Annotated in this window: 11 protein-coding genes; 5 read left to right on the forward strand and 6 right to left on the reverse strand. The window is 69.9% G+C overall.

All coding sequences use genetic code 11. From position 1 onward, the window contains the following. Positions 1–59 precede the first annotated feature (59 nt). The 4 genes from ACWGJ5_RS17070 to ACWGJ5_RS17085 form a co-directional block, all read right to left on the reverse strand. Complete coding sequence (locus ACWGJ5_RS17070) at positions 60–1676, reverse strand: FAD-dependent oxidoreductase (RefSeq protein WP_453310514.1); 1617 nt, start codon at positions 1674–1676, stop codon at positions 60–62. Between the two features lie 48 nt (positions 1677–1724). Continuing rightward, the gene (glpK, locus tag ACWGJ5_RS17075) at positions 1725–3263 is read right to left on the reverse strand and encodes a glycerol kinase GlpK (RefSeq protein ID WP_453310515.1); all 1539 of its coding nucleotides are present in this window, start codon (positions 3261–3263) and stop codon (positions 1725–1727) included. Positions 3264–3328: 65 nt separating this feature from the next. Beyond that, entirely contained in the window at positions 3329–4123 is a 795-nt protein-coding gene (locus ACWGJ5_RS17080; RefSeq protein WP_453310516.1) for an MIP/aquaporin family protein, read from the reverse strand. A 368-nt stretch (positions 4124–4491) separates the two neighbouring features. Further along, positions 4492–5256: an IclR family transcriptional regulator gene (locus tag ACWGJ5_RS17085; protein WP_453310517.1), complete on the reverse strand. Its 765-nt coding sequence runs from the start codon at positions 5254–5256 to the stop codon at positions 4492–4494. Between the two features lie 280 nt (positions 5257–5536). Here ACWGJ5_RS17085 and metH point away from each other — a divergent pair, with 280 nt between their 5' ends. The 4 genes from metH (at position 5537) to ACWGJ5_RS17105 (ending at position 13665) form a co-directional block, all read left to right on the forward strand. Further along, the gene (gene metH, locus ACWGJ5_RS17090; protein ID WP_453310518.1) at positions 5537–9049 is read left to right on the forward strand and encodes a methionine synthase; all 3513 of its coding nucleotides are present in this window, start codon (positions 5537–5539) and stop codon (positions 9047–9049) included. 201 nt (positions 9050–9250) lie between these two features. Then, the gene (locus tag ACWGJ5_RS17095; protein ID WP_453310519.1) at positions 9251–9952 is read left to right on the forward strand and encodes an HAD family hydrolase; all 702 of its coding nucleotides are present in this window, start codon (positions 9251–9253) and stop codon (positions 9950–9952) included. A gap of 433 nt (positions 9953–10385) precedes the next feature. After that, positions 10386–11990 (forward strand): ABC transporter substrate-binding protein, encoded by a 1605-nt coding sequence (locus ACWGJ5_RS17100; RefSeq protein WP_453310520.1) that lies wholly within the window; start codon positions 10386–10388, stop codon positions 11988–11990. A 97-nt stretch (positions 11991–12087) separates the two neighbouring features. Then, the gene (locus tag ACWGJ5_RS17105) at positions 12088–13665 is read left to right on the forward strand and encodes an ABC transporter substrate-binding protein (protein WP_453310521.1); all 1578 of its coding nucleotides are present in this window, start codon (positions 12088–12090) and stop codon (positions 13663–13665) included. 75 nt (positions 13666–13740) lie between these two features. Here ACWGJ5_RS17105 and ACWGJ5_RS17110 read toward each other — a convergent pair whose 3' ends face one another. Both ACWGJ5_RS17110 and ACWGJ5_RS17115 read right to left on the reverse strand, forming a co-directional pair. Next, the gene (locus ACWGJ5_RS17110) at positions 13741–14412 is read right to left on the reverse strand and encodes a response regulator (protein WP_228618649.1); all 672 of its coding nucleotides are present in this window, start codon (positions 14410–14412) and stop codon (positions 13741–13743) included. 14 nt (positions 14413–14426) lie between these two features. Continuing rightward, positions 14427–15458, reverse strand: coding sequence for a PD-(D/E)XK nuclease family protein (locus ACWGJ5_RS17115; protein ID WP_453310522.1), 1032 nt, complete (start codon positions 15456–15458; stop codon positions 14427–14429). A gap of 179 nt (positions 15459–15637) precedes the next feature. On the opposite strand from ACWGJ5_RS17115, the gene ACWGJ5_RS17120 reads away from it, so the two are divergent. Further along, positions 15638–17617, forward strand: coding sequence for a site-2 protease family protein (locus ACWGJ5_RS17120; protein WP_453310523.1), 1980 nt, complete (start codon positions 15638–15640; stop codon positions 17615–17617). Positions 17618–17708 lie beyond the last annotated feature (91 nt).

The raw sequence follows: 17708 nt of genomic DNA on the forward strand, positions 1-17708 counted from the left end.
TCCGGCGCTGCGGAGGCGGCCGGTCCCGGTCAGGGAAACGGACCGGACGCCACCGAGGCCTACTTCTTGTCGAGCAGGTCCTGCACCTTCGCGCGGACCTCGTCCGTGGCCAGGCCCCGGATGGTCAGCGTGGTGCGGCGGCGCAGCACGTCGTCCGGCGTCTCGGCCCACTCGTGGTCACGGGCCCAGACGACCTGTGCCCAGATCTCCGGCGCGTCGGGGTGGACACGCTCGGCCAGCTCCGGGTTGTCGTTCGCCAGGCGGGCGATGTCGAAGGCCAGGGAGCCGTAGTGGGTGGCCAGGTGCCTGGCGGTGTCGGCGGCCATGCGCGGACCCGGAGCCGGCCGGTCCACCAGCAGACGGTGGGCGACGGCGCGCGGGTTGGCGACACCGGGCAGCGGCAGCTTCTTCGGCAGCGAGGAGATGGGCTCGAAGTCGTCGCCCAGCGGGTGGCCCGGCAGCGCCTCCAGCTTCTGCATCACCGTACGGCCGATGTGCCGGAAGGTGGTCCACTTGCCGCCCGCGACGGACAGCATGCCGCCCTTGCCCTCGGTCACCACGGTCTCGCGCTTGGCCTTGGCGGTGTCCCCGGGGCCACCCGGCAGCACCCGCAGGCCGGCGAAGGCGTAGGTGATCAGGTCGCGCTGGAGCTGCTGGTCCCGGACGGAGAACGCGGCCTCGTCCAGGATCTGGGCTATGTCCTTGTCGTTGACGGACACGTCCGCCGGGTCGCCCTCGTACTCCTCGTCGGTGGTGCCGAGCAGCAGCATGTCCTCCCAGGGGAGGGCGAAGGTGATGCGGTACTTGTCGATCGGGGTCGCGAGCGCTGCCTTCCAGGGGGAGGTGCGCTTCAGGACCAGGTGCGCGCCCTTGGACAGGCGGATGGACGGTGCCGCGTTCGGGTCCTCCATCCGGCGCAGGTGGTCGACCCAGGGGCCGGTCGCATTCAGCACCAGGCGGGCGTTGACCCCGAACTCCTCGCCGGACAGGCGGTCCTTGAGCTCGGCGCCGGTGACCCGGCCGTTGGTGAAGCGCAGGCCGGCGACCTCGGCGTGGTTCAGGACGACCGCGCCCGCCTCGACGGCCGCGCGGACCGTCATCAGCGCCATGCGCGCGTCGTTCATCTGGTCGTCGCCGTACACGGCCACGGCCTTGAGGTTCTCGGTGCGCAGCTCGGGCACGTCCTGCGCCGCCTTGGCGGGGGAGAGCAGGTGGCCCACCCCGTCGCCGAACGCGGAGAGCGCGGAGTAGGCGAAGACGCCCGCGCCGAGCTTCGCCGCGCCGTGCGGCCCGCCCTTGTACACGGGGAGGTAGAAGGTGAGCGGGTTCGCCAGGTGGGGGGCCACCTGGCGGGAGACCGCACGGCGCTCGAAGTGGTTCTCCGCCACCAGCTTCACCGCGCCGGTCTGCAGGTAGCGCAGACCGCCGTGGAGCAGCTTGGAGGAGGCGGAGGAGGTGGCACCGGCGAAGTCGCCGGCGTCGACCAGAGCCACCCTCAGGCCGGACTGCGCGGCGTGCCAGGCGGTGGAGATGCCCAGGATGCCGCCGCCGATCACCAGAAGGTCGTACGACGCCTTGGAGAGTTGCTCCCTGGTCTCGGCCCGGCTCGGGTTGGAGCCGGAGGCCGGGTGCGTCCCCAGGGCAGGCACGGAACTCAGGGTGGACTGACTGGTCATGTCGGGTACTTACTCCTCGTCAGAGATGTCTGAGCTGGTGTGGGCCGCTCAGCTCTCGTCCTCGATCCAGCCCATGGTCCGGTCGACGGCCTTGAGCCAGTTCTTGTACTCACGGTCGCGGGTGTCCGCGTCCATCTGGGGGGTCCACTCGGCGGCCCGGCGCCAGTTGGCGCGCAGTTCGTCGGTGCTGGACCAGAAGCCGACGGCGAGACCGGCGGCGTAGGCGGCGCCGAGGCAGGTGGTCTCGGCGACCATCGGGCGCACCACGGGCGCGTCCAGGACGTCGGCGAGGGTCTGCATCAGCAGGTTGTTGGAGGTCATGCCACCGTCGACCTTCAGGGCCACCAGCTCGTCGCCGGAGTCCTTGACCATGGCGTCGGCGATCTCGCGGGTCTGCCAGGCGGTGGCCTCCAGGACGGCGCGCGCGAGGTGCGCCTTGGTGACGTACCGGGTCAGACCGGCGATCACACCGCGGGCGTCGGAACGCCAGTGCGGGGCGAACAGGCCGGAGAAGGCCGGCACGAAGTAGGCGCCGCCGTTGTCCTCGACCGAGAGCGCGAGCGTCTCGATCTCGGCGGCGGTGGAGATCAGGCCCATCTGGTCGCGCATCCACTGCACCAGCGAGCCGGTGACGGCGATCGAACCCTCCAGGGCGTAGACCGTCGGCTGGTCGCCGATCTTGTAACCGACCGTGGTCAGCAGACCGGCGTAGGAGTTGATGATCTTGTCACCGGTGTTCATCACCATGAAGGTGCCGGTGCCGTAGGTGGACTTGGTCTCGCCCTCGGAGAAGCAGGTCTGGCCGAACAGGGCGGCCTGCTGGTCGCCGAGCGCGGAGGCGACCGGGATGCCGCCGATCACGTCGCCGAGCTTGCCGCCGGTGACCTCGCCGTAGACCTCGGCGGAGGAGCGGATCTCCGGCAGGATCGCCAGCGGCACGCCGATGGACTCGGCGATCTTCTCGTCCCACTGCGTGGTGTGCAGGTTCATCAGCATGGTGCGGGAGGCGTTGGTGACGTCGGTGACGTGCTTGCCGCCGTTGACACCGCCGGTCAGGTTCCAGATGACCCAGGTGTCCATGGTGCCGAAGAGGATGTCGCCGGCCTCGGCGCGCTCCTTCAGGCCGTCGACGTTGTCGAGCAGCCAGCGGGCCTTGGGCCCGGAGAAGTACGAGGCCAGCGGCAGGCCCGTCTCGCGGCGGAAGCGGTCCTGGCCGACGTTGCGGCCCAGCTCCTTGCACAGGGCGTCGGTGCGGGTGTCCTGCCAGACGATGGCGTTGTGGACGGGCTCACCGGTGTTCTTGTCCCACAGCACGGTGGTCTCGCGCTGGTTGGTGATGCCGATGGCCTTGATGTCGTCACGGGTGATGCCGGCCTTGGCGATGGCCCCGGCGACGACTTCCTGGACGTTGGTCCAGATCTCGTTGGCGTTGTGCTCGACCCAGCCCGGCTTGGGGAAGATCTGCTCGTGCTCCTTCTGGTCGACGGAGACGATACGGCCGTCCCGGTCGAAGACGATGCAGCGGCTGGAGGTCGTGCCCTGGTCGATCGCGGCGATGAACGGGCCTGCGGTGTGGGCGTCGGTCACTGTGTGCTCCTGAAAGGATCCGTGGTAAGGGGGCTGTCCGTACGGCGCGTGCTTCGAGGCGTTGTCTAAGCGAAGGCGACGTTGTAAATGCCCGCGGCGATGGCGCCGCCGATCAGCGGACCGACGACCGGGACCCAGGCGTAGGCCCAGTCGGAACCGCCCTTGTTGGGCAGCGGCAGCAGGGCGTGCACGATGCGCGGCCCCAGGTCACGGGCCGGGTTGATCGCGTAGCCCGTCGGACCGCCGAGTGACAGACCGATCGACACCACCACGAATGCGGTGATCAGACCGCCGAGGATGCCGAGGCCGTTGCCCTTGTCGTTCAGGCCCTGCGTGAGGACCGCGAGGATCAGCACGACCGTGCCGATGATCTCCGTGGCGAGGTTCTGCGCCGCGTTGCGGATCTCCGGACCGGTGGAGAAGATGCCGAGGACCGGGCCGGCGCCCTTCTCCTGGGCCTCGACCGCCTTGGCCGCGATGGCCTGCGCGCCCGGACCGCCGACGATCTCCTTGTCGGTCAGGTGGGCGTGGAACTGGCCGTAGTAGGCGACCCACACCAGGGTCGCGCCGATCATCGCGCCGAGCAGCTGGCCGGCGAAGTAGACCGGGACGTTGCTCCAGTCGCTGTTCTTGATGGCGAGAGCCACCGTGACGGCGGGGTTGAGGTGAGCACCGGACAGCGGTCCGGAGATGTACACGGCCGTCATGACGGCGAAGCCCCACCCGAAGGCGATGGCGAGCCAACCGGCGTTACGGGCCTTGGAGGCCTTCAGCGTGACGGCCGCGCAGACGCCGCCGCCGAGCAGGATGAGTATGGCGGTACCGATGGTCTCGCCGATGAAGATGTCGGAGCTGGACACCCGCGACTCCTTTGTCCTTCGTCCAGGGATAGCCGAACCCCGGGTCCCTCCGGTGGTTCTGGCGCCCTCGGGGGTGAGAGCGATTGCCGGTCCTTGGCGTTGTCACACTCTAGCGCGTATTGCCGGTAGGTGTTCGACAATGCCGACCGATGGACGGGAGTCTTGCTTCGGCGTTACGCATGCGTCAAGGGTTCTGTTATCGAAAACAGGATCGTTATTGATCGCTGCCGGATATCACTCTTCGCGCGCTGACGTGGGCATTAGCCCCATATGTCGGTTTCAGGGTAGGGCGAGAACCGGAACGCCGCCCGGCGTTCCGGTCATCCCCCGGGGGTCCCCAGGCGTGCCGTCGAGGGAGCGCCGGGCGCTCAGAACCGTCCCGCGCCCAGGTCCCTGGACACCGCGCGGGCGCAGTCGCGCACCGCCGCGATCAGCTCGGGACGCAGCTGCCCGTCCTGGCACAGCCGTTCCACGGCCCCGGTGATGCCGACCGCGCCCACGGGCATACGGCGCCGGTCGTGGATGGGCGCGGCGACCGACGCCACGCCATCCCAGGTCTCCTCGACGTCCGCCGCGTATCCACGCGCGCGTGTCATGTCGAGAAGGTGCTCGAAGTCCTCCATGTCGCACACCGTGCGGTCCGTGAAGGGTTTCCGGTCGGCCTCCAGCGCCTCGCTGTGCGCCACCGGGTCGTAGGCCGACAGCACCTTGCCGAGCGCCGTGGAGTGCAGCGGCTGCATGGCGCCGATCTCCAGCACCTGCCGGCTGTCGTCCGGCCGGAAGACGTGGTGCACGATCAGCACGCCCTGCTGGTGCAGGACCCCCAGATACACGCTCTCCCCGCTGGAACGGGCCAGGTCGTCGGTCCATACCAGGGCCCTGGCCCGCAACTCGTGCACGTCCAGGTAGGTGGTGCCCAGGCGCAGCAGCTCCGCGCCCAGCTGGTAGCGCCCGGAGGCGTCGTCCTGCTCCACGAAGCCCTCCTGCTGGAGGGTGCGCAGAATGCCGTGGGCCGTGCCCTTGGCGAGGCCGAGTGACGAGGCGATGTCCGACAGGCCGAGCCGCCGCTCGCCGCCCGCGAGCAACCGCAGCATCGCGGCCGCCCGTTCGAGCGACTGGATGTTCCGTGCCATCGCCGTCCTGCCTCCGTCTTCCTCGACTGCCGCCGGGGTGCTCGACAACACCGTTCGGCAATGTCGAACACTACCGGTCCATGCCGATCTCCCGCCAATGGTCCGACGGCACTTGTTACATCACACGTGGCCTGGCTGTGGGGTACCCGCCACCAGGCGTCCGCCTCGTGGACGCCGGTGCCCATCCAAGCCGACTCCCGGTTAGTCTGGCGCCGTGCGGCCTCCCCGCCTGCCGGGGATACCGCATAGCCGACAGCCGTCGCACCTAGGGAGCCCCTTCATGGCCTCGTTGCCACCGTCCCCTTCCGCCGACAGCCGGACCCGTGCGTCCGCGCTCCGAGAGGCGCTCGCCACACGCGTGGTGGTCGCCGACGGAGCCATGGGCACCATGCTCCAGGCCCAGGAACCCACACTCGAGGACTTCCAGCAGCTCGAGGGCTGCAACGAGATCCTCAACCTCACCCGCCCCGACATCGTCCGCTCCGTCCACGAGGCGTACTTCGCCGTGGGCGTCGACTGCGTCGAGACCAACACCTTCGGGGCCAACCACTCCGCCCTCGGCGAGTACGACATCTCCGAGCGCGTGTACGAGCTGTCCGAGGCCGGTGCCCGAGTGGCCCGCGAGGCCGCCGACGAGTTCACCGCCCGGGACGGCCGCCCCCGCTGGGTGCTGGGCTCCATCGGCCCCGGCACCAAGCTGCCCACCCTGGGCCACGCCCCCTACACCACCCTGCGCGACGCCTACCAGCGCAACGCGGAAGGCCTGGTCACCGGCGGCGCCGACGCGCTGCTCGTGGAGACCACCCAGGACCTGCTGCAGACCAAGGCCGCCGTCCTCGGCGCCCGCCGGGGCCTTCAGGCCCTCGGCCTGGACCTGCCGGTCATCGTGTCGGTGACCGTCGAGACCACCGGCACCATGCTGCTGGGCTCCGAGATCGGCGCCGCGCTCACCGCGCTGGAGCCGCTCGGCATCGACATGATCGGCCTGAACTGCGCCACCGGCCCGGCCGAGATGAGCGAGCACCTGCGCTACCTCGCCCGCAACGCCCGCGTCCCGCTGTCCTGCATGCCCAACGCGGGCCTGCCCGTCCTCGGCAAGGACGGCGCCCACTACCCGCTGACCGCGCCCGAGCTCGCCGACGCCCAGGAGACCTTCGTCCGCGAGTACGGCCTCTCCCTCGTCGGCGGCTGCTGCGGTACGACGCCGGAGCACCTGCGCCAGGTCGTCGAGCGCGTCCGGGACCTGACCCCGACCGAGCGCAGTCCGCGCCCCGAGCCCGGGGCGGCCTCCCTGTACCAGACGGTGCCGTTCCGCCAGGACATCTCCTACCTGGCCATCGGCGAGCGGACCAACGCCAACGGCTCGAAGAAGTTCCGTGAGGCCATGCTGGAGGGTCGCTGGGACGACTGTGTGGAGATGGCCCGGGAGCAGATCCGCGAGGGCGCGCACATGCTCGACCTGTGCGTGGACTACGTCGGCCGCGACGGGGTGGCGGACATGGAGGAGCTGGCGGGCCGGTTCGCGACGGCCTCCACGCTGCCGATCGTGCTGGACTCCACCGAGGTCGACGTCATCCAGGCGGGTCTGGAGAAGCTCGGCGGCCGTGCGGTGATCAACTCGGTGAACTACGAGGACGGTGACGGTCCCGACTCCCGCTTCGCCAGGGTCACCCGGCTGGCCCAGGAGCACGGCGCCGCTCTGATCGCCCTCACCATCGATGAGGAGGGCCAGGCCCGCACCCCCGAGAAGAAGGTCGAGATTGCCGAACGGCTGATCGCCGATCTGACCGGGAACTGGGGCATCCGCGAGGAGGACATCCTCATCGACACCCTGACCTTCACGATCTGCACCGGTCAGGAGGAGTCCCGGAAGGACGGCATCGCCACCATCGAGGCGATCCGCGAGCTGAAGCGCCGCCATCCGGATGTGCAGACCACCCTCGGTCTGTCCAACATCTCCTTCGGCCTGAACCCGGCCGCCCGCATCCTGCTCAACAGTGTGTTCTTGGACGAGTGCGTGAAGGCGGGCCTGGACTCGGCGATCGTGCACGCCTCCAAGATCCTGCCGATCGCCCGGTTCAACGAGGAAGAGGTCAGCACGGCCCTGGACCTGATCCACGACCGGCGGTCCGATGGCTACGACCCCCTGCAGAAGCTGATGCAGCTCTTCGAGGGTGCCACTGCGAAGTCGCTGAAGGCGGGCAAGGCCGAGGAGCTGGCGGCGCTGCCCCTGGAGGAGCGCCTCAAGCGGCGGATCATCGACGGCGAGCGCAACGGCCTGGAGGCCGACCTCGACGAGGCCCTGAAGGACCGCCCGGCGCTGGACATCGTCAACGAGACCCTGCTGGACGGCATGAAGGTCGTCGGCGAACTGTTCGGCTCCGGCCAGATGCAGCTGCCGTTCGTGCTGCAGTCCGCCGAGGTGATGAAGGCGGCCGTCGCCCATCTCGAGCCGCACATGGAGAAGTCGGACGCCGAGGGCAAGGGCACGATCGTGCTGGCGACCGTGCGCGGGGACGTGCACGACATCGGCAAGAACCTGGTCGACATCATCCTGTCGAACAACGGCTACAACGTCGTCAACCTGGGCATCAAGCAGCCGGTCTCCGCGATCCTGGAGGCGGCCGAGGAGCACCGGGCCGATGTGATCGGTATGTCGGGGCTGCTGGTGAAGTCCACGGTGATCATGAAGGAGAACCTGGAGGAGCTGAACCAGCGCGGCCTGGCCGCCCGCTTCCCGGTCATCCTCGGCGGCGCCGCCCTCACCCGTGCCTATGTCGAACAGGACCTGTACGAGATCTATGACGGCGAGGTCCGCTACGCCCGCGACGCCTTCGAGGGCCTGCGCCTGATGGACGCCCTCATCGGCGTCAAGCGCGGCGTGCCGGGCGCCAAGCTGCCCGAGCTGCGCCAGCGCCGGGTGCGGGCCACCGCCGTCGAGGTCGAGGAACGCCCCGAGGAGGGGCACGTCCGCTCCGACGTCGCCACCGACAACCCGGTGCCGACCCCGCCGTTCTGGGACACCCGGATCGTCAAGGGCATCCAGCTCAAGGAGTACGCGAGCTGGCTCGACGAGGGCGCGCTGTTCAAGGGCCAGTGGGGCCTGAAGCAGGCCCGCACCGGCGAGGGGCCGTCGTACGAGGAACTGGTGGAGAGCGAGGGCCGCCCGCGGCTGCGCGGCCTGCTGGACCGGCTGCAGACGGAGAACCTGCTGGAAGCGGCCGTCGTCTACGGCTACTTCCCCTGCGTGTCCAAGGACGACGACCTGATCATCCTGGACGAGCGGGGCAACGAGCGCACCCGGTTCACCTTCCCGCGCCAGCGCCGCGGCCGCCGGCTGTGCCTGGCCGACTTCTTCCGCCCGGAGGAGTCCGGCGAGACCGACGTCGTCGGCCTGCAGGTCGTCACCGTCGGCTCGCGCATCGGCGAGGAGACCGCGAAGCTCTTCGAGGCCAACTCCTACCGGGACTACCTCGAACTGCACGGCCTGTCCGTCCAGTTGGCGGAGGCGCTCGCCGAGTACTGGCACGCACGCGTCCGCGCGGAACTCGGCTTCGCCGGTGAGGACCCGGCCGACATCGAGGACATGTTCGCCCTGAAGTACCGGGGCGCCCGCTTCTCCCTCGGCTACGGCGCCTGCCCCGACCTGGAGGACCGCGCCAAGATCGCGGACCTGCTCCGGCCGGAGCGGATCGGCGTCCACCTGTCCGAGGAGTTCCAGCTGCACCCCGAGCAGTCCACGGACGCGATCGTGATCCATCATCCGGAGGCGAAGTACTTCAACGCCCGCTGAGCCCTCCCGCGGTTTCGCCCTTCTCGGCTTCGCCGCACACCGACGGCCCTCTGGCCTGCGCCGGGGGTGATCCAAGGGGTACCCCCGGCCACGAGTGATAAACGAGGCGTTTCCGTCGCCGGAGACGTACACTGGTCGGTCCACCAGGCCGGTTCCCTGTCCGGGAACCGGCTTGATCGTCCCTCGAGGAGGTGCGCCCGGATGACCAGCACGGTCCCCGCGCTCGGAACCCTTACGGCCGAAGGCTCCGCCCTGCAGGCGGTGCTCCTCGACATGGACGGCACTCTGGTGGACACCGAGGGATTCTGGTGGGACGTCGAGGTCGAGGTCTTCGCCGCCCTCGGCCACACCCTGGACGAGTCCTGGCGGCACGTCGTGGTCGGCGGACCCATGACCCGCAGCGCCGGCTTCCTCATCGAGGCCACCGGCGCCGACATCACCCTCGCCGAACTCACCGTGCTGCTCAACGAGGGCTTCGAGGACCGCATCGACCGTGCCCTGCCGCTGATGCCGGGCGCCGCCGGCCTGCTCGCCGAACTCCACGAGGACGGCATCCCGACTGCCCTGGTCTCGGCCTCCCACCGGCGCATCATCGACCGCGTGCTGAGTGTCCTGGGCGCCCACCACTTCGACCTGTCCATCGCCGGCGACGAGGTCTCGCGCACCAAGCCCTTCCCCGACCCCTACCTGCTCGCCGCGGCGGGGCTCGGGGCCCGGCCGGACAGATGCGCGGTGGTGGAGGACACCGCGACCGGTGTCGCCGCCGCCGAGGCCGCCGGTTGCCGCGTCGTCGCCGTACCCTCCGTCGCCCCCATCAGCCCTGCCGCCGGACGCACCGTGGTGACCTCTCTGGAGCAGGTCGACCTGGCATTTCTGCGCGGCCTGATGACGGAAATGCTCTAGCCGTTCACCCAGCGTGAAAAGTCCATTGGCCGGGCTGGACAAATTTCCGGGGAAGTACACCCAAGTGGAATTCATGACCAGCCGACGGGCCGAATTCCACTGACTCCCCGTACAGTTGGGAGTGTGACGTTCGCCACCCCAAGGGCCCTCGACAATCAGGGTCAAGTGTGCAGAACGGCCCCGTTCGGCCCGGGATGACGGGTCTTTGTGTCCCGATTGATGGGATGCTGCACTAATCCTGCCGCTGTCGGGTTTTCGGTGTGTCCGCACCTGGTTTCACTGCGTGATGGGGGGTCAACTCGCGGGGCCGTGAACCCTCCTGCGGGCGCGGACTAATCTCATCGCGAGAACATCGCCGCAACCCCCCGTGATCCGCCGCACCACCCATGCATGTCGGATACACGGACCCGAACAGCTCTGGAGAAACTCCCGCATGAACCGCAAGACTTTGGTGCTGCCGGCGGTGGCCGGCCTGCTCACCCCGGTTCTCGCCGCGTGTGGCGGATCCGGCAGCGGGAGCAAGAGCGGTGACGCCATCGTCGTCGGCACCACGGACCGGTTCACCACCACCAGCGACGCCCCGGCGCCCCTCGACCCCGCCTACGCCTACGACGTCGGCACCTGGAACATCCTGCGCCAGACCGTGCAGACCCTGATGGCCCAGCCCAAGGGCGAGGGTGAACCCGTCCCGGACGCCGCCGACAGCTGCTCCTTCACCGACAGCGGCAGCGAGCGCTACGCCTGCAAGCTCCGCGACGGCCTGAAGTTCGCCAGCGGCGACCCGGTGACCGCCCAGGACGTCAAGTACTCCATCGAGCGCGCCCTGCGCATCAAGTCCAGCAGCGGTGTCGCCTCCCTGCTGAACACCATCGACACCATCGAGACGCAGGGCGACCGCGAGGTCGTCTTCCACCTGAAGACCGCCGACGCCACCTTCCCGTACAAGCTGTCCACCCCGGTCGCGGGCATCATCAACCCGAAGGACTACCAGAAGGACAAGCTGCGCGACGGCTTCGAGGTCGACGGCTCGGGCCCCTACACCTTGCAGGCCGACGTCAGCGGCAACGCGATGTCCGCCGCCACCTTCACCAAGAACCCCAACTACAAGGGCTACTTCAAGGTGAACAACGACAAGGTCGAGCTGCGCTCCTTCGCCGACGCCGACGCCATGAGCGCCGCCATCGACAAGGGTGACATCGACGTCATGAGCCGCACCATGTCGCCCGCGCAGATCCAGAAGCTGGACGCCGGCGGCGACGACAAGGTCGACCTCGTCGACATGCCGGGTCTGGAGATCCGCTACCTCGCCTTCGACACCAACGCGCCCAGCGTGAAGTCCAAGGCCGTACGCCAGGCCATGGCACAGCTCATCGACCGCGCGGAAGTCGTCTCCAAGGTCTACGGCACCCAGGCCGAGCCGCTGTACTCGCTCGTCCCCGCCACCGTCACCGGCCACTCCAACTCGTTCTTCAACAAGTACGGCAACCCCAGCGTCGCCAAGGCCAAGGACCTGCTGACCAAGGCCGGCATCACCACCCCGGTCAAGCTGACCCTGCACTACACCACCGACCACTACGGCTCCGCCACGAAGAAGGAGTTCGAGGTCCTGCAGAAGCAGCTCAACGACAGCGGCCTGTTCGACGCATCCATCCAGGGCCACCCCTGGGACGTCTTCCGGCCCGCCGAGCAGAAGGGCCAGTACGACGTCTACGGCATGGGCTGGTTCCCCGACTTCCCGGACGCCGACAACTTCCTCGCACCCTTCCTCGACAAGGACAACTTCCTCGGCTCGCCGTACTCCAACAGCGCCATCCAGCGCACCCTGATCCCGGAGTCCCGCCGCGAGGCCGACCGGCTCAACGCCGCCAAGAGCCTGACGGCGATCCAGGACATCGTCGCCGAGGACGTCCCGGTCCTGCCGCTGTGGCAGGGCAAGCAGTACGTCGCCGCACGGGACGACATCACGGGCGTTGCCTACGCCCTCAACTCCTCGTCTACGCTCCAGCTGTGGGAGCTCGGCCGCGGTGTGAGCGGCTGACGGCTCTCTCGTCCGGGGGCCAGGGACGGCTGCCCCGGACAGCCCGGGACCAGGACGGCGGACCCGGGTGACGAACCGACGACAAGGCACATTTCAAGTGAACATGCGCAACCAGTGGCCAGTCCTGCCCATCGTGGCGGGGCTGGCCTCCGGCCTGTTGACCGGCTGCGGCTCGGAGAGCGGTGATTCCGGGGGCACCGGCTCCTCCGTGGTGATGGGGATGTCCGACGACGTCCTCGCCACGGACCCCGCCTCCGGTTACGACCCCGGCTCCTGGCTGTTGTTCGACAACGTCTTCCAGTCGCTGCTCAGCTTCCCCAAGGGCCAGACCGAACCCCAGCCGGAACTGGCGAAGGAATGCTCCTTCACCGACTCCCGCGCCTCGGTCTACCAGTGCACCCTCAAGGACGACCTGAAGTTCAGCAACGGTGACGCCCTCACCTCGAAGGACGTCAAGTTCTCCTTCGACCGCATGCTGAAGATCAACGACCCCGCGGGGCCCGCGGTCATGTTCCCGATGCTCGGCAGCGTCGACACCCCGGACGCCAGGACGGTCGTCTTCCACCTGAAGACGTCCGACGCCACCTTCCCCAGCAAGATCGCCTCCGGTGCCGGCTCCATCGTCGACCACCGCCAGTACGACGCGAACGGCCTGCGTACCGACCACGGAGCCATCGGCTCCGGCCCCTACAAGCTGGACTCCTTCGACAAGGACCAGGCGGTCTTCTCCGTCAACGGCAACTACCAGGGCACCGCCAAGGTCAAGAACTCCGGCGTCACCATGAAGTTCTTCCACGGCGACCGCGCAGCCCTGAAGAAGGCCCTCCTCGACGGCAACGTCGACATCGCCTACCGAGGCCTGTCCGCCTCCGACGTCGCCGGCCTCGACCAGCAGGAGGGCAAGGGCGTCGACGTCATCGAAGGCAGCAGCGCCGAAGTCCAGCACCTCGTCTTCAACATGAAGGACCCGGTCGCCGGAAACCTCGGGGTCCGCAAGGCCATGGCCTACCTCGTCGACCGCGACGCCCTCATCAAGAACGTCTACCAGGGCACCGCCACCCCGCTGTACTCGATCATCCCGGCGGGCATCGTCGGCCACAACACGGCCTTCTTCGACACCTACGGCGCCCGCCCCTCCCAGGCCAAGGCCGCCGCCGCACTGCGCGCCGCCGGAATCAACGGCAAGGTCAAGCTCACCCTGTGGTCCACGCCGTCGCGCTACGGCCCCGCCACCGACGAGGAGCTGAAGGCCATCGCCGGGCAGCTCAACGCCAGCGGAATGTTCCGGGCCGACGTCAAGTCGGTCGCCTTCGACCAGTACGAGAAGAACATCGAGGCCGGCAAGTACGGCGTCTACGTCAAGGGCTGGATCCCGGACTACCCCGACGCCGACAACTTCACCGCACCCTTCTTCGGCAAGGGCAACGTGCTGGACAACAACTACAGCAACCGCACCATCACCGGCACCCTCATCCCCGACACCGCCGCGCAGAGCGACCGGGCCGCCACCGACAAGGACTTCGGCCGGCTGCAGAACATCGTCGCCACCGAACTGCCCGTCCTGCCCGTCTGGCAGGCCAAGCAGTACGCGGTCGCCCGCGACGGCGTCTACGGCCTGGAGTACTGCCTGGACGCCTCCACGGTGTTCCGGTTCTGGGAACTCAGCAAGAGCTGACGCCCGTTGACACCGAGGGCGCCCATCTCCACACGGGAGGGGCGCCCTTCGCCGTCGTACCGGACGTGCGCGCGCTCACTGCGCGCCGGGGCGCACCAGACCGCTCTCATACGCGTACACCGCCGCCTGCACCCGGTCCCTCAGACCCAGCTTGGTCAGCACATGCCCCACATGCGTCTTCACGGTGGTCTCGCTGACGAACAGGTCGGCGGCGATCTCCGCGTTCGACAGACCTCGCGCCACCAGCTTCAGCACCTCCACCTCACGGTCGGTGAGGGTGTTCAGCGTGTCCGGCACGGGCTCCTCGCCGGAGGGCAGATGCGTGGCGTACTTGTCCAGCAGCCGCCGCGTGATGCTCGGCGCCAGCATCGCCTCACCCGCCGCCACCACACGGATCGCCTGCACCAGTTCGTTCGCGGGCGCGTCCTTCAGCAGAAAACCGCTCGCGCCGGCGCGCAGCGCCTCCACCACGTACTCGTCCAGATCGAACGTGGTCAGCACCAGCACCTTCGCGGGACCGGACCGGTCGGGCCCGGTGATCTGCCGGGTCGCCTCCACCCCGTCCATCCGCGGCATACGGATGTCCATCAGCACCACGTCCGGCTGCAGGGCCCGCACCTGATCGAGGGCCTGCAGACCGTCACCGGCCTCGCCCACGACCGCGATGTCCTGCTCGGCCTCCAGGATCATCCGGAAACCCGTACGCAGCAGGGGCTGGTCGTCGACCAGTAGGACACGGATGGCCACCTGACACTCCTTCGCTAGTCCGGGCCCATTCTGCCCTGCGACACGCTCCCGGACTCGCGCGCCCTCACCGGCAACGGATACGGCGGGGGAGTGCCGCCGAACTCCGGGCAGTGCGCCTGGTGGTCGCACCAACCGCACAGCTTGGTCGGGCGCGGCCGCCACTCCCCGGTCTCCGTGGCCTGCCTGATGGCGTCCCACAGCGCGTGCAGCTTGCGCTCCACCCGCTCCAGATCGGCCAGGACCGGGTCGTACGTCAGCACGTCCCCGCTGCCCAGATACACCAGTTGCAGCCGCCGCGGCACGACCCCCTTCAGCCGCCACACCACCAGGGCGTAGAACTTCATCTGGAACAGCGCGCCCTCGGAGTACTCCGGCCGCGGCGCCTTCCCCGTCTTGTAGTCGACGATCCGCACCTCACCGGTCGGCGCCACATCCACCCGGTCGATGATCCCGCGCAGCCGCAGCCCCGACTCCAGCTCGGCCTCCACGAACAGCTCCCGCTCGGCCGGCTCCAACCGCGTCGGATCCTCCAGCGTGAACCAGCGCTCGACCAGCCGCTCCGCCTCCTGAAGCCACCCGGCCAGCCGCTCCCCGTCCGGGTCGTCCGCGAACAGCTCCGTCAGCTCCGGCCTGCTCTCCCGCAGCCGGTCCCACTGGCCCGGGACCAACGCCTTGGCCCTGGGCGCGGTCCGCTCCGCCGCGGGCGCGTCGAAGAGCCGCTCCAGCACCGCGTGCACCAGCGTGCCCCGGGTCGCCGCCGCGCTCGGCTTCTCCGGCAGCCGGTCGATCACCCGGAACCGGTACAGCAGCGGGCACTGCATGAAGTCGCCCGCCCGGGACGGGGACAGCGAGGTGGGCGGTATGGCCACGCGCTCGGCACCGGTCTCCGGCGGAGCCGGCACGGCGGAGTCCGGCGCGGAGGCCTCCACCGCGGTCGAGGGCCCCGGCACCGACGCCGCCACGGGCGTCGGTTGCGGCGCCTCGGCCGGATCCGTCTGCTCGGCGCCGCCCGACAGGGCTCCGGCGTCCTCGATGCTGCTGTCCATGTCCACAGACCTTACGGCCCACCACTGACAGTGACCCAGCCGCCGCCCGCCTCCGGCCCCGCGACCGCGCGGCAAACACAAGGGGTGCCGGGGCGAAACGCGTCACCAAGGCCGCATACCATCGACCACAGACCCTTCCGTCCGGCAGGTGCGGAAGACGCTTCGAACGAGGGGACACCGTGGACGTGAGCGGCGGGAGCGGGCAGCCGCGGTCCGGCAAAGACAAGCCGGCCGAGCAGCCCGCAGGTCCAACGGCCCCGACGACCGACCGCACCGACCATGCGGGTCCGGAGCCCGAACCCGCGACGCCCACCGCGGACCACATCCGGGCCGAGTCCGACGACAAGGGGGACGCCTCCGCTTGCCCGGCCGTCGCACGCCCCGCCCAGCCCGATGCGGACACCACCGCGAACCCGGAGGGCACGGACCGCACCGCCGCAGGCCCGGACGCCGCCGCCCCTCCTGAGGGCACGGGCAGCTCCGCGCCCCCGCAGAGCACGGACAGCGTCGACCACGGCTCGGACGCCACCGCGCCTGCGCGCACGGACAACACCGGCGCCGCCCACGGCTCGGGGGCCACCGTGCCTCCGGCGGGTACGGCCGGCACCGACCACGGCTCGGACACCGACAGGACCGACGGCGGCCCGGCCGACACCGGCAACGCGAGGGCTGACATCGGCGAGACCGGCACCAGCGGCACCGGCAGTGCGAACGCGGCCGGCGCCGAGGGCAGCCCCCCTACGGCCGGCACCGGTCAGGGCGCGGGCGCCGACGGGCGCACCCGTGACTCGCAGGCCACCGGCACCGGCGTCACGACCGGCGACACCGGCGGATCGAAGACCCCTTCCCGCGAAGCGACCGTCCCGCCCCACACCCCCGACCCCTCCGCCGGACCCGGAAACGCCCCCGGCACCGGCACCCCGCCGGACACGCACCCCGAGCAGCACCGGACCCTCGCCCACTCCGGAATCGCCAAGGGCGAACCGCCCCAGCCACGGCCCAAAGAGCCCGGTGGCGGCATCCTCATGGGCCGCCCCTTCGGCGTGCCGGTGTACGTCGCACCGAGCTGGTTCCTCGTCGCCGCGCTCATCACCTGGGTGTTCGGTGGCCAGCTCGACCGCGTACTGCCCGAGCTGGGCGCCGCCCGCTACCTGGTCTCCCTGTTCTTCGCCGTCGCCTTCTACGCCTCCGTGCTGGTCCACGAACTCGCCCACACCGTCGCCGCGATCCGCTTCAAGCTCCCGGTCCGCCGCATCCAGCTGCAGTTCTTCGGCGGCGTCTCCGAGATCGAGAAGGAGGCCGAGACCCCCGGCCGCGAGTTCGTCCTGGCCTTCGTCGGACCACTGCTCTCGCTCGTCCTGGCCGGCCTGTTCTACCTCGCCATGAAGCCCGTCGAACCCGGCACCGTACCCGGCGTCCTGCTGGCCGGCCTGATGATCTCCAACCTCATCGTGGCGATCTTCAACCTCCTCCCCGGCCTGCCCCTCGACGGCGGCCGCATGCTCCGCGCCGTCGTCTGGGCCATCACCGGCAAACCCATGAGCGGCACCGTCGCCGCAGCCTGGGTCGGCCGCGCCCTCGCCGTCGCCGTCCTGATCGGCCTGCCGCTGCTCAACCACTCCGGCGCCCTCGGCGGCAACGGCGAGGACACCGGCGGCATGGACACCGTCACCGACGCCCTGCTCGCCGCGATCCTCGCCGCCATCATCTGGACCGGCGCCGGCAACAGCCTGCGCATGGCCCGCCTGCGCGAACACCTCCCCGAACTGCGCGCCCGCACCCTCACCCGCCGCGCCGTACCCGTCGAGACCAACACCCCGCTGTCGGAAGCGCTGCGCCGCGCCAACGCCGCCGGCGCCCGCGCCCTGGTCGTCGTCGACGCCCACGGCAACCCCATCTCCCTGGTCCGCGAGTCCGCCATCGTCGGCGTACCCGAACACCGCCGCCCCTGGGTCGCCGTCAGCGGCCTCGCCCAGGATCTCACCGACGGCATGCGCGTCTCCGCCGAGCTCGCCGGAGAAGCGCTCCTGGACGTCCTGCGCGCCACCCCGGCCACGGAGTACCTGGTGGTCGAGGAGACCGGCGAGATCTACGGCGTCCTGTCCGCCGCCGACGTGGAACGAGCCTTCGTCAAGGCGATGGCACGCCCCGCCTCGTAACGCCCTGCGCCCCCGCGCCCCGAAAGGGGGCGCGGGGCCGCATCGACGTGCGGCTGCCGCCGCACGTCGGCCCGCCCGGCCACCGACGGCC

The sequence above is a fragment of the Streptomyces sp. NPDC054783 genome (assembly GCF_053611725.1).